Below are 12,384 nucleotides of genomic sequence, written 5' to 3'. Positions count from 1 at the left end.
TGGCGCTTTTATTTGTATGTCGTCGTAGATTTTTAACCCTGACAGCCAACTAGCCATAAGGCACTGCGACTTTGCTTGCTTAGCTGAGGTGTTGTAAGAGGCGTAGCACTGATCAAGTCAGTCGTGTTCTCCAAGCTGATGCCAGCGCTCGCCAGTAGGGCAGATAATAACTGAAATTTCACCGCATAGTTCATATTTTGTGCATGTTCATGAACCAGACTGGATGTGACCATACCGACGACCTCTCCAGTCGGCAATAATAAAGGACTACCACTAGATCCAGGCTGAATGGGTGCGGTGAATTGCACGTGACGGATATCGTTGTTTAAGCCTGTCAATCCTGAGATACAGCCTTGGGTGACTTGCAGTTGGCTACTCAGTCCTGACAACGGAAACCCCAGTGTGGTAATGGTCTCACCCAATATATCAACACATTGCTGCGCCAATGGGAGGTAGCTAGGCAAAGGATCGCTAACTCTAATAATAGCTGAATCGCTTCCGATATCGCTGAGCACGACTTGTGCCTCGCGATCAGGCTGACCTTGCTGACGTACGCCAACCATCGCTGCTGACTCAATCACATGATAGCAGGTCAGCAGATGATAGGGATCAATAGCAAACGCTGTTCCTGTCCAAGTTTCGCCTGCTTGTACTTGACGGGGAGGGCGAGCTTCGTTGTTTGGTTGAGTACGCTGCTGCTGTTGAGCTTCTTGAATAAGTGTATGTGTGCTAGGTGGACGAATATCCAGACTAACCTGTACATGATGTTCAAGGCTCGCTAAGCCTTGCGTTGATGCCTCACCAAGCGCCCGACATTTAAACTGTCCATTACGCTGATATATTTCTAATATAATCGCTGCTTTGATATGCCGCTCGTTTGTTGTGAAGTCATAGCGAATATCCCCGTTATTGAGCGTGAGGCTTACGTCGTTTAACTCTACTGCTGGCAAGTTTAGGTTTGGCTCATGATAAACATAAGCAATCAGTTGTAAGAAACTAACGCCAAGCGTATCAAATAGCTGGGGTAAATCTAACTGCCATGTACTTGGATTATCCTTGTTATCGAGCTGAGCCCAGTCTTTAGACTCATGTAAATAAGCAGGACTACAAACGGCTTTACGATAGGCATCTAATGGCAACCACAATAGCCCAAGCTGCTGTCCAAATCCCAATGATTTAGTAGTAGAAAATGCGATCGAACACTTTGTATTTTCGATAACCGTATTGGCTCCTAGCACTAATTCGACTTGCTTCAACATCACATTTCCTTAGTTTATTTGCGTGATTATAATTATTTTTATTGTTTAATGATTTTATCCTTGAGACTAAAGTCTGACTATATAAAGGTTTTTTATTTTATTTTGAACCTATTATTCTACAAAGAGAAAATGTTAATAGGTGTTTTAATATACAGTTAAGATTATTTGCATAATAGATATATCAAGATATATAGGTTTAAATAGTTTCGGAACTCCTTTTAATAACTAATTACTTTTAGAAAATAATAATGAGGTTTTATAGTCTAGCCATTTGTCGGTTAATGTAGCCACTTATCGGACAAAGCCATATAGTGTATTGCTACAAAATAAGATTCCGGTGATAATACAATCAAAATCTATTGCTATTTAGTAACTCTACTGTGACCAAGTGTTATCTGTAAATTTTAAAAATAGTATTTGATTTAAACCCATTAATTTTAATCTTATTTTCAAGCTTATTGCTGCTTCTCAATTAATGAATTTCTAGTAGTTAGAGTGCTTGTATGCTTAATAACTATAAAAATCGAAGTCTCATCTACTGAATATATTTCATTTCTTATAATATAAAAGATATATAAAAACTATCATATGGTTGATGTCTGCATATCTTTTATATTGTGAGAAAGCCAGTTGTTCGGACCTTTGAGACGTTATTCACATTAGTTTATCTAGATAGCTTGTTATAAGAAAGCGTAGCAGTATTTTAAGAAAAGGAGTGCTCTGTGAAATTCTCTTGTGCATTAGAAACGTCTTCTGAACGTATTCGTCTGGTTAATGTTATTTCGCCGCTTATCAAAGCAGGTTATCAGCTGGTCTCCCAAAGACAAGAGGCTTCAGAGAATGGTGGTAATATCATTCATGTGATTGCAAGAAGCCTAGGCTCTAAAACGCAAGCAGATCTAATCGATGACCTGTCTTCAATTGAAGGATGTACGCTTTTTAATCTAGAAATAGATGAAGAAGGCGGATCGTCAGCTGCCCCTGCAAAAAAGACATTGGATGAGAAAAGCGTCTTATCAGCCATTGGTGCTTATTACCCTAAAATAGCAGATATTGTCAGTCAGTATGAAGATAGTTTGCCTATTGAGCGACGTATGACTGCATTGCAGGAGTTGGGTCGTAAGGTTGGTGGCGGAATTTACCAGCGTGATTATTCACTTGGCAGCCCACTGAAGATGCCTACTACGATCACTCGTGAGCTTGTGCCAGCACTAAAAGGTCTGTCTAAAGTTAAAGCAAAGAATAATGTAATTTATTTAATCAAATGTCCGTTCTGTAAGTCGTCAGATCATACTCACTCAGGATGCCATTTTATTGTAGGTTATATAGAAGGCTTTTTGGCAAGCAACCCTGCTATAGATGTGGTTCAAGTTGAAGAGACTAACTGCGGCGCCGGTAGTACCAATATTTGTGAATTTACCATTGGGTAGGAAAAATTGTGTGTAGATAATTTTATGTCTATGCAAAAAAATCAACGAGCGAATGACGCACCGTGTTGCAATAAAAGTAACGTTATTTGACTCAATTCTTATGATAGATAAAAGGCAAAAAAATGATGGAAGTTGAATATAACTTACTTTTGGTGTTGGTCTCATACGCCATTGCAGTATTTGGTTCTTATGTTGGCTTAAATCTTGCCATTCGAGTACCTTCTGCTAAGCCAGGAACGGATTTGTATTTTTGGGTAGCGTTATCATCGATTGCTATCGGTGGTGCGATTTGGTCTATGCATTATATCGGTATGATGGCAGTAGACATGAAGATGCCTGTGACTTATGACTTGGGTCTGACAATTGTCTCAATGCTACTCGCGATTTGTTTCGTTGCAGTTGGTATTGTCATCGTAGGTCGTGGTGAACCAAGTGTTGCTAAGTTAATTGGTGGCGGTGTGCTTACTGGGCTGGGTGTTGCAGCCATGCATTATACCGGTATGGCCTCTATGCAGATGGACGCTACCATGTCATACAATATACCGCTGCTTATCTTATCAATTGTGATTGCTATTGCAGCTGCTATCGCTGCGCTATGGTTGGCATTCAATCTACGTGGTACATTACAGCGTTTTGGTAGTGCCTTCATCATGGGTCTTGCCGTTTGTGGTATGCATTATACTGGTATAGCCGCGATGGAAATGACAATGACTGATCACTCGATGTCTATGGATTATACCCATGCAGGTGCCATATCTTCATCTATTATGATCTTCATCGGTTCAGCAATCGTATTGAGCTTACTATGGGTCATTGCTTCTAAAAATGCACCTAAGCAAGCAACACTAGCGTTTGGCGAGTAATTTCAAACGCTCATTTTTAATACCAATTGAAAGTGAAAATAAAAAAGGGTTTTTAGATTAATATCTAAAAACCCTTTTTTTGTGTCTGTTCAAATCATCTGCTAACCACGTGCGTGCTTAGTGGACTATTTATTCATCATCCTTTTCAATTTTGACACTCATCATAATAGAGCGTACTTGGCATGGCTCAATATGTTGAATATTGGTTTCTAAGTTAGGTTTCTCTGACAACCCTAACCAATAAGAAAATCCGACTTGCGTCAAGTCGATCCCACTATGAGAAGTATAACCAATACCACCTGATGGGCGGCTATTAATCTCAAGAACTCGGTGCTGACCGCTATCATCAGCTTTAGTTTGTACACTGACGATGCCATCACAGCCAAAAGCCCTAATCAATGGGATTACGACATCCATGACAGACTGCTCATAACCAACGTGTTGTATCTTTCCTGTTTTATGACGAGTGACAGCAGCTAGGACTTCACCATATTCACAGACCACATCGATAGAATACTCTTGCCCTGATAGGTAAGGCATAAGCAACATTGGAATAGGGCGCTCGTGTACCATTTGACTGTTAGTATAGGCATTCACAAATTGGGCTGTATTTATTTTTTTCTCTTCAGTGAAGTATAAGTGCTCAAAGCTGTCGTATGCAGTACTATCTGCTTTACCCGTATCTAATCGCCAAAACCCTTGGGCAAAAATACCGACAACAGGTTTGACGCATAGAGGTTGGTCGCCATGCTCGGCGAGTAAAGCCTCAAGCTCCGCCGTATTGTCAAAACGCCATGCGTCTGCCACTGGGATATTATGAGTGTGACAATGCTGCATAAAAGCAAATTTATCATCGATTGATTCTAGTGCCGCCACGCTGGTTGCGCCCGTCAATAAGCGAATACCAACAGCGTCAAATTTCTCACGATGCACTTCATAATCGATACCATTGCGTCCAGTCAGTAGTACTTTTACGTTATGCTTTTGAGCTTGTTCTAATACGAACTGCCAGCGTGGTATAGCAGTTTCGCCAGTCATGTGGTTATCAGTATCTACGATCGAGTCAGATGGCTCGCGATAAATCATATCGGCGAATTCAAAAATTTCAGGTCTATCATGACGGTGTGAGGCAATAACTTGAAAAGGGTTGTTTGAAGGACTGCTTGATTTGCTCTTTAGACTTTGTAAGCTCTCCAACATATCACGCTGGCTAGATTGGCCTTCAGCTAACCACGCCGCTACTGGTATTGAAGGGTTACTATTGTCAGCAAGATTATTCATAATTCTCTCAGCGTTGTCATTGGGTGTAGGGGAATCGGCAAGTCAATACTGCTATTGCAAATCTAGTAGTAATATTAGCAAAGGTATACGGTTTAATAGGACGTATTATATACAAATGACATGCGTTATAAACGCCTCTGATAAAATAGTCATAGGGATTTGTAAGGATGACTTTATCGCTTATATTGCGATTGTCTGGTTCAAAATTTTCATAATATCCATGCTACTATATGATGATAGTCAGCATGATGATGACAACAATATAATAAATAATCTAAAGGACGTATGATGAGTCAAAACCAACCTCAAAAACTAATTGCAGGTGCTAATGCACCACTACCAACTGACAATATTAGCATTCGCATTTTAAGCCAAAATGCCATCGATTGTGCCGCTTATCGCCTGACTAATGACGGCAAAGTACGCGGTGATGGTGACATGATATTTTATGGTCAGACACGTAGCGATGATGGTAGCGTTAGCTGCCGTGGTCATGATAGTGATGGGTTTTTTGATGTTAATTTGTCTGCACAGCCTGCAACTATTGAGAAAATTGCCTTAGCGTTCTCTAGTGCGCAAACATTGTCACAAATTGGCGATGTGGACATTCAAGTCTTACAGGGCAGTCATGTGCTGATGACCTGTCAGCTGAGTAGCACAGGCCGTAATGAAAAAGCCATTATATTGGCTGAATGCTATCGCAGACAAGGAAGCTGGAAATTTCGTTTTATCGCCCAAGGTTTTGAGGGAGGGTTAAAACCTTTGTCTGAACATTTCGGTGTTGAAATCGCTGATGACGCACCTGCCCAAAATAATAACCCTGCACAAAGCCAACCTCAACCTATCAACACGCAGCGCCCAATCAATACTCAAAAAGCAGGCAGCACGTCTCAAACTAACAACCCGCCACCGATTCCTGCTAACCCTTCAATTAACTTAAGTAAAATAACCTTAACTAAAAATCAATCTAGCATTAATCTTAAAAAACGCGATGACTTTGGCAAAATTTCGGTCAATTTAGATTGGAATCAACGCCCGCAAAATGATAAATCAACACCTAAGAAAGGCATACTGGGTGATTTGTTTAAGCAGCATCAATCAAGCGGTATCGATTTAGATGTCGGCGCTATGATTCATCTAAAAAATGGTGAAAAAACTTTGATTCAAGCGTTGGGAAATCGCTTTGGTAGCTTGCAATCAGCGCCTTATGTTTGTTTACGTGCGGATGATAGAACGGGGCAGGTAAGCGGCGGTGAATGGCTGGATATCAATGGTCAGCAATGGTCGCAGATTGAAGAGGTGTTTATCTTTGCATTTATTTACGAAGGCGCACCTAACTGGGAAAAAACTGATGGGGTTGTGACTATTCATGTGCCAGAGCAATCATCGATTGAGACACGTTTGACCGAAGGTGCTGGTAATCTACCAATGTGTGCCATTGCCCGTTTGGTCAATCAACAAGGTAGTATCAATGTTGAGCGTATCAACCAATATTTCAAAGGTCATCAGGAAATGGACAAAGCGTTTAATTGGGGCTTTAGCTGGAAGCGTGGACGTAAATAGTATTCTTAACTATAAATAATAAGCATAAAAGAGCGGCCCATCTATTGATAGATGGGCCGCTCTCTTTTGAAATAAACTACTTAACTAGATTGGTAATAATCCAGTTAAAGTCTAAAGTCTAAAGTCTAAAGTCTAAAGTCTAAAGTCAATTACGCATGCGGTGTGATAGCAGGCATTAAGTCGTGGAAGGTGCGACCAGAAGCAGTCTCGCCAATCGCATGCATTTTCCATTCATTGTTGTGACGATAAACCTTTGCCATTACCATCGCTGTATGTCCACCTTGGGCAGACAAGTTATAACGTGCTACTTCGCTATTGTTATTGGCATTAACGATACGGCAAAACGCATTTTCTACTGTTTCAAACGTTTGACCAGTAAAGCTATTGACCGTAAATACCAATGAAACCACATTCGCAGGTACTCTTGAGAGATCGACATTGATGACTTCATCATCACCATCGCCGTCGCCAGTACGGTTGTCACCAGTATGCACGATACTGCCATCTTTCGATTTCAGCTGACTGAACCAAATGGCATCGACCGCTTGCTTGTTAGCATCGAACATGATGCATGAAGCATCTAAATCGATAGAATCGCCACCAGAACCGCCGCCGAATAATTTTCCTAAGAAGCCACCTTTTTTATCTTGTGGCCCTTGCGCAACATCCCAGCCTAGACCTAGTTTAACTTGAGTCAGCTCGCCACCAGCTTCTTTGCTTAGGGAGATTTTTTGACCTTTTTGAAGACTAACTGCCATGTGAGTATCCTTATAATAATTGTGAGTAAAACCGTTTAAAAATAACGCTAAGGAATGTTATAAATTGCGAAAGGTGTTATAAGATATTGTCTAAAAAGCCACCACCGCCGCCACGTCCGCCTGAGCTGCTGCCTAAGACGCTTTGTATCCAACCTTGATAACTGTCACGATTGCGTGAGCAAATAATGACTTTGCCACTTCCTGAGAAGTTCAGAACCATACCTTCGCCACTAGTGACGGAATTGATGATATTGCTCATGATGCCTTTTTTCTTACTGGTCGAAACTGACAATTTGTATTCAAGATTTGAGTCCCAGCAGACCACATGACCGTTGTCAATAATGACATCTTTGTCTGGTGTGACATCAATTTCAAACAACGAGCCAAAACCAGATACCACGACTTGACCTTGGCCTTGAGTCTGCATCACCATAAAGCCGCCTGTATCACCAAACACTGCACCGCCTAAATTGCGCTGAATATTGGCTCTGATATCGACGCCAGTTTGAGCCGCGACAAACGCACCATCACTTAATGTATACTGCTGCTTGCCAACTTCTATGATTTGCATATCACCATCAAGCGTGGGCGCAAGCAAACAGTCGCCCTCACCATTAACCGCTTCAATCTGCTGTTGAAACAACGATTCATCGTTTGCAAAGCGGCGCATCAGTGACTGCATCAGGCCACCTTGTAGCTTACCTTTCAGCTCAAGATTGGACTCCATCATCACCATCGCATTGGCTTCACAATAAATTGAATCGCCTTTTTTGAGATTACAATGCAAAAAAGGTTCAATAGTACCGATTAAACTGAATGTTGCGGCCATGGCTTGCAAATCCTTATTCTAATATCTTTGTTAAATGCTCTTAATGTGTGCGTGTGCTTTTAGATGCTTTATGGCTTTTAATGATAAGCCAATTAAATTTAAAGCCATCAAATGCGTTAAAGGGGCACACTTGATGGCTCATTGGATCATAACCAGACGTCTGATTATGATAATTGGCTTGCTAAACGTTTACGTTGGTTTTAACGTTATACATTTACGCCATAAGAGGCTGCTAATGGTCCAAGACCACCGCTGAAGCCTTGACCAACCGCACGGAATTTCCAATCACCGCTGTGACGATATAATTCACCGAAAATCATCGCTGTTTCAGTGCTGCCGTCTTCTGATAGGTCGTAACGAGCGATTTCAGATTCGCCATTATCGTTTACAACGCGGATATAAGCATCACCAACTTGACCGAAGTTTTGGTTACGTGCTTGGCCTTCATAGATGATGGCACAGATAGCTACTTTGTTGACATCAGCTGGGATGCTAGCAAGGTTGATTTTGATTTTCTCATCATCGCCATCGCCTTCGCCAGTACGGTTATCACCAGTATGCTCAACAGCGCCGTTATCTGATTTTAAATTATTGAAAAAGATAAAATCTTGGTCGTTACGGACTTTGCCTGCTTCGTTAATCAAGAAACCGATTGCATCTAAATCAAACTCTTGGCCGTCAGTGGCACGTGGATCCCAGCCTAGACCGACTGTAATGTTAGTTAAACCTGGCGCTTCTTTTGATAAGTTTACGTTGCCGCCTTTTGTTAAGCTAATAGCCATACAAATATCCTTTGGATTAATAGTTAAGTGGATTGATTGATAAAAAATAAACTAAAAGTTGTGCAGTGACTGATACCTCAGAGCAAATAATAAAAACTTACCTGTACGCTATGCCCTGCATATCATTACGTTTTACTATACTAAGCGTTTGCTCACTAAGCAAGGCGTATTTTGTGCGCTTACTATATGCTTACTAAGGGACATAATACTTCTGTATCTTTGATAATTTCTAATCAACTTAGCAATAGTCGTTAAGATATTGTTATGAAAAGTAATGTTTCATACAAAAGGGATTTAGCACAAAGATAGCTTAGATAAAACAATCGCTTTAAAAAGCACCGACTGACTATATGTGCTTATAATAAACCAGCTCATGGCTTAGGTATGCTTCGCAGCTAGTATGAGAGTATGGCATTATATAAAAAACCTATTTAGATAAATATACATGTATCTCTTATTCTGCAAAAACTGACCAGCCAGTTTTTTGTACGAAGCGCTCTAGTGCTTTTAGTCCAAGCTTAGAGTTACCTACATGATCAAGCCCTGGTGACCAAACCGCGATAGAACCTTTACCAGGTGCTATCGTCAAAATACCGCCACCAACGCCGCTTTTGCCTGGCAAACCCACGCGGTAAGCAAATTCGCCAGAACCATCATAATGACCACACATCATCATCAACGAGTTAATCCGGCGTGCTCGTTTTTCATTGATTACGCGTACTCCTGAGTGCTTATCAACTCCATTAGACACTAAGTACAGACCAGCACTGGCCAACTGTTGGCAGTTCATTGCAATTGAGCACTGATGAAAATACGTACCTAATACATTATCCACATCGTGTCTTAAACGACCAAAGGATTTCATAAAGTGCGCCAGAGAGGCATTTCGGTCCTTGTGCGCCATCTCAGAAGCCGCTACTTTATGATCAAAGCGAATTGACTCATCATCTGCAATGAGGTGAACAAACTGCAGGATTTCACCCAGTGTTTCTTTTGGCTCATGTCCCATCATGATGGCGTCGACAACTGCGATTGCCCCAGCATTGATAAAAGGATTACGTGGGCGGCCAGACTCATGCTCGAGCATCACAATTGAATTAAAAGGATCGCCAGATGGTTCGCGTCCGACGTGTGTCCAAAGTGTATCGCCTAGCTTGCCAAGACCAATGGTCAAGGTAAATATTTTAGAGATACTTTGGATGGAAAACAGAGTGCTTGCATCACCTGCTGCATACATATGCCCATCAGGAGTCGCTACAGCTATACCGAACTGGTTCGGATCGACATGAGCCAATTGCGGGATATAATCTGCTACTTTGCCGCGGTCAGTTTCTCTTGCCATCTCTGCGGCAATATCATCAAGAATTTTTTGCATATTGTTTATAGGGTCTTATTTCGACAATTTATTTAAGGATGAGGATTTTAACTGAAGATAGGGTAATAGTAACAGGGCAAACGTAATTTTAACCATTGATTGTCTTAATTATTGGTTATTCCGATATCTTGGGGCTTCAATACGGCCTAACAGTAAGGCAAAATTGTCAAAAAAAACAGGCCATACCTGATGATATGACCTGCTTAGATGTATAACTAGATACAGATTACACTGAGAACATGCCTTAGTTTAAGCTGGCTTTCTCAGCTTTACGATGCTGAAGTGACGCTAGCAGCGCCCAACCAATAAAGGCAATACCAATCAGACCGGTGATAATCTCTGGCACGTGGAACTTCACTGACAATAGCATAATCAGTGCCAATGCGCCGATTGCATAATGTGCGCCATGCTCAAGATAGATGAACTCGTCAAGCGTGCCTTTGTCTACCAAGAAGATAGTCATCGAACGTACGAACATCGCACCAATCGCAAGACCTAACATGATAACAATCACGTCATTGGTGATTGCAAATGCGCCAATCACACCATCGAAACTGAATGAGGCATCTAGGACTTCTAAGTATAAGAAACCAATGATACCACCTTTCATAATGGCACTGGTCGCCGCAGCGCCCGAACCATTTTCTTCGTTTTCTAGGTCTTCTTCAAGGTCACCCTCAAGCATACCCGATACAACCTGTACACCAAGATAAACCAAGATACCCCAAACCCCTGCGATTAGAACAGCACTTGACTGCTCTGCATTAGCCCACGATACCGCAATCATCAAGACGATAAGCGCTACAAATACGCTCATGGCATCGACTTTGCCTAGCTTGGCTAAACGGCTCTCAAGCCAGTCAAACCAATGTACTTCTTTGTCATCAAAAATAAAGTTCAAGAATACCAATAGTAAGAAAATACCACCAAATGCTGAGATTTCTGCATGGTGTGCCATCAGTCTTGCCGAGTACTCTTCAGGACTATATAAAGCCAAGTTGATGACTTCCATCATACCAAGGTCAGCAGTAACCGCGACGATGACAATAGGGAAGACCAATCGCATACCGAATACGGCGATTAGGATACCAACGGTTAAAAATATCTTTTTCCAAAATTCGTCCCAGCCCTTAAGGACTGAAGCATTGACCACCGCATTATCAAAAGATAATGAAATCTCCATGACGGCCAAAATAGCGGTAATAGAAAGAGTGGCTATCATGCCACCCATACCGCCATGTGAATATCCCCACCATGCTGCTATTGCCAAAGCAATTGCGGTAAAGATAAAGTCTAAATAAAAATGTCTCATGACACATCCTGTATGGTTGCGTAAAGCTAAGGTCTACCTAGTATAGGCATGAACCGCAAAAAAGCGGTTATTACTAACCACTTTTTATGCATAATTTTAAACGAAACGTAAAGCATTACTAGTCATTTGGCCATTAAAAATTGTGACTATTTGCAACGATGGCGGTTTGCTATTTTGGACGTGATGACGGCGACTAATAACTGATTAAACACCAGTAAATAATGGTTTTAGATATCAACACCGTATTGCTGACACATCGCTTGCAAGCCGCCTGAATAGCCTTGACCAACAGCACGGAATTTCCATTCGCCGTTGTGACGATATACTTCGCCAAACACCATTGCTGTCTCTACAGAGTAGTCTTCTGCTAAATCAAAACGTACTACTTCAGTGCCTGTTTCTTCATTAACAACACGGATAAAGGCATTGGCGACCTGACCAAAGTTCTGGCTACGCGCTGCAGCATCATGAATAGTCACTGTCACGACTACTTTATCTACGTCTGCAGGTACTTGAGTGAGGTTTACTTTGATAACTTCATCATCACCGTCGCCTTCGCCAGTACGGTTGTCACCAGTATGTTCGACAGCGCCATTGTCAGACTTCAGCTGATTATAAAAGATAAAGTCGTGATCGCCGCGCACTTTGCCTGCGCCATTTAGCAAAAACACGCTAGCATCAAGGTCGAACTCAGCACCAGAAGTGGCACGCTCATCCCAGCCAAGACCGATAAGTAGCTTGGTTAAGTTTGGGTCAGTTTTCGTTAGCGATAAATTACCGCCTTTATTAAGTGATAAAGCCATGGTGTTATCCTTTTTATTAGACGTTAGTGGTTTTATAGGTTATCGAAAAAAGGCGATGCTTACGCAATAACTGCGCAAATCCATCGCCTAGTAACGCTCTATCATAGCAACAAAAAATGGCCCAATCAA

General features: G+C 41.6%; 11 protein-coding genes. 3 read left to right on the top strand and 8 right to left on the bottom strand.

The features are described 5' to 3' along the window. Positions 1-32 precede the first annotated feature (32 nt). Complete coding sequence (locus ACQKC9_RS02540; RefSeq protein ID WP_427620375.1) at positions 33-1,259, bottom strand: S1 family peptidase; 1,227 nt, start codon at positions 1,257-1,259, stop codon at positions 33-35. Between the two features lie 722 nt (positions 1,260-1,981). Between ACQKC9_RS02540 and ACQKC9_RS02535 the strand changes: the two genes are divergently transcribed. Continuing rightward, positions 1,982-2,689 carry a hypothetical protein gene (locus ACQKC9_RS02535; RefSeq protein WP_427620374.1) on the top strand — a complete coding sequence of 236 codons (708 nt, stop codon included), beginning with the start codon at positions 1,982-1,984 and terminating at the stop codon, positions 2,687-2,689. A gap of 122 nt (positions 2,690-2,811) precedes the next feature. After that, the gene (locus ACQKC9_RS02530; protein ID WP_165596807.1) at positions 2,812-3,552 is read left to right on the top strand and encodes an MHYT domain-containing protein; all 741 of its coding nucleotides are present in this window, start codon (positions 2,812-2,814) and stop codon (positions 3,550-3,552) included. Between the two features lie 129 nt (positions 3,553-3,681). Here the strand turns inward: ACQKC9_RS02530 and ACQKC9_RS02525 are convergent, their stop codons facing one another. Beyond that, positions 3,682-4,833 (bottom strand): ATP-grasp domain-containing protein, encoded by a 1,152-nt coding sequence (locus ACQKC9_RS02525; protein WP_427620373.1) that lies wholly within the window; start codon positions 4,831-4,833, stop codon positions 3,682-3,684. A 288-nt stretch (positions 4,834-5,121) separates the two neighbouring features. Here ACQKC9_RS02525 and ACQKC9_RS02520 point away from each other — a divergent pair, with 288 nt between their 5' ends. Beyond that, positions 5,122-6,396: a TerD family protein gene (locus ACQKC9_RS02520; protein ID WP_427620372.1), complete on the top strand. Its 1,275-nt coding sequence runs from the start codon at positions 5,122-5,124 to the stop codon at positions 6,394-6,396. 149 nt (positions 6,397-6,545) lie between these two features. Here the strand turns inward: ACQKC9_RS02520 and ACQKC9_RS02515 are convergent, their stop codons facing one another. The 6 genes from ACQKC9_RS02515 to ACQKC9_RS02490 form a co-directional block, all read right to left on the bottom strand. Beyond that, positions 6,546-7,154, bottom strand: coding sequence for a TerD family protein (locus ACQKC9_RS02515; protein WP_057760836.1), 609 nt, complete (start codon positions 7,152-7,154; stop codon positions 6,546-6,548). 76 nt (positions 7,155-7,230) lie between these two features. Then, positions 7,231-7,983 carry a TIGR00266 family protein gene (locus ACQKC9_RS02510; RefSeq protein ID WP_057760834.1) on the bottom strand — a complete coding sequence of 251 codons (753 nt, stop codon included), beginning with the start codon at positions 7,981-7,983 and terminating at the stop codon, positions 7,231-7,233. A gap of 206 nt (positions 7,984-8,189) precedes the next feature. Beyond that, positions 8,190-8,765: a TerD family protein gene (locus ACQKC9_RS02505; protein WP_057760832.1), complete on the bottom strand. Its 576-nt coding sequence runs from the start codon at positions 8,763-8,765 to the stop codon at positions 8,190-8,192. A gap of 454 nt (positions 8,766-9,219) precedes the next feature. Next, the gene (locus ACQKC9_RS02500; protein ID WP_290175455.1) at positions 9,220-10,140 is read right to left on the bottom strand and encodes a glutaminase; all 921 of its coding nucleotides are present in this window, start codon (positions 10,138-10,140) and stop codon (positions 9,220-9,222) included. 244 nt (positions 10,141-10,384) lie between these two features. Further along, the gene (locus ACQKC9_RS02495) at positions 10,385-11,452 is read right to left on the bottom strand and encodes a DUF475 domain-containing protein (protein ID WP_057760827.1); all 1,068 of its coding nucleotides are present in this window, start codon (positions 11,450-11,452) and stop codon (positions 10,385-10,387) included. 227 nt (positions 11,453-11,679) lie between these two features. Continuing rightward, on the bottom strand, positions 11,680-12,255 hold the full coding sequence (locus ACQKC9_RS02490) for a TerD family protein (RefSeq protein ID WP_057760825.1): 576 nt from the start codon (positions 12,253-12,255) through the stop codon (positions 11,680-11,682). Positions 12,256-12,384 lie beyond the last annotated feature (129 nt).

Source organism: Psychrobacter sp. NPDC078409 (genome assembly GCF_050268505.1).
Lineage (GTDB): Bacteria > Pseudomonadota > Gammaproteobacteria > Pseudomonadales > Moraxellaceae > Psychrobacter.
This window is presented reverse-complemented; position numbering and strand designations above follow the sequence as displayed.

Excerpts from the sequence above, each read along its gene's own strand:
- ACQKC9_RS02540 (WP_427620375.1), bottom strand. The coding sequence starts at position 1,259 with ATGTTGAAGCAAGTCGAATTAGTGCTAGGAGCCAATACGGTTATCGAA.
- ACQKC9_RS02530 (WP_165596807.1), top strand. The coding sequence starts at position 2,812 with ATGATGGAAGTTGAATATAACTTACTTTTGGTGTTGGTCTCATACGCC.
- ACQKC9_RS02525 (WP_427620373.1), bottom strand. The coding sequence starts at position 4,833 with ATGAATAATCTTGCTGACAATAGTAACCCTTCAATACCAGTAGCGGCG.
- ACQKC9_RS02520 (WP_427620372.1), top strand. The coding sequence starts at position 5,122 with ATGAGTCAAAACCAACCTCAAAAACTAATTGCAGGTGCTAATGCACCA.
- ACQKC9_RS02515 (WP_057760836.1), bottom strand. The coding sequence starts at position 7,154 with ATGGCAGTTAGTCTTCAAAAAGGTCAAAAAATCTCCCTAAGCAAAGAA.
- ACQKC9_RS02510 (WP_057760834.1), bottom strand. The coding sequence starts at position 7,983 with ATGGCCGCAACATTCAGTTTAATCGGTACTATTGAACCTTTTTTGCAT.
- ACQKC9_RS02505 (WP_057760832.1), bottom strand. The coding sequence starts at position 8,765 with ATGGCTATTAGCTTAACAAAAGGCGGCAACGTAAACTTATCAAAAGAA.
- ACQKC9_RS02500 (WP_290175455.1), bottom strand. The coding sequence starts at position 10,140 with ATGCAAAAAATTCTTGATGATATTGCCGCAGAGATGGCAAGAGAAACT.
- ACQKC9_RS02495 (WP_057760827.1), bottom strand. The coding sequence starts at position 11,452 with ATGAGACATTTTTATTTAGACTTTATCTTTACCGCAATTGCTTTGGCA.
- ACQKC9_RS02490 (WP_057760825.1), bottom strand. The coding sequence starts at position 12,255 with ATGGCTTTATCACTTAATAAAGGCGGTAATTTATCGCTAACGAAAACT.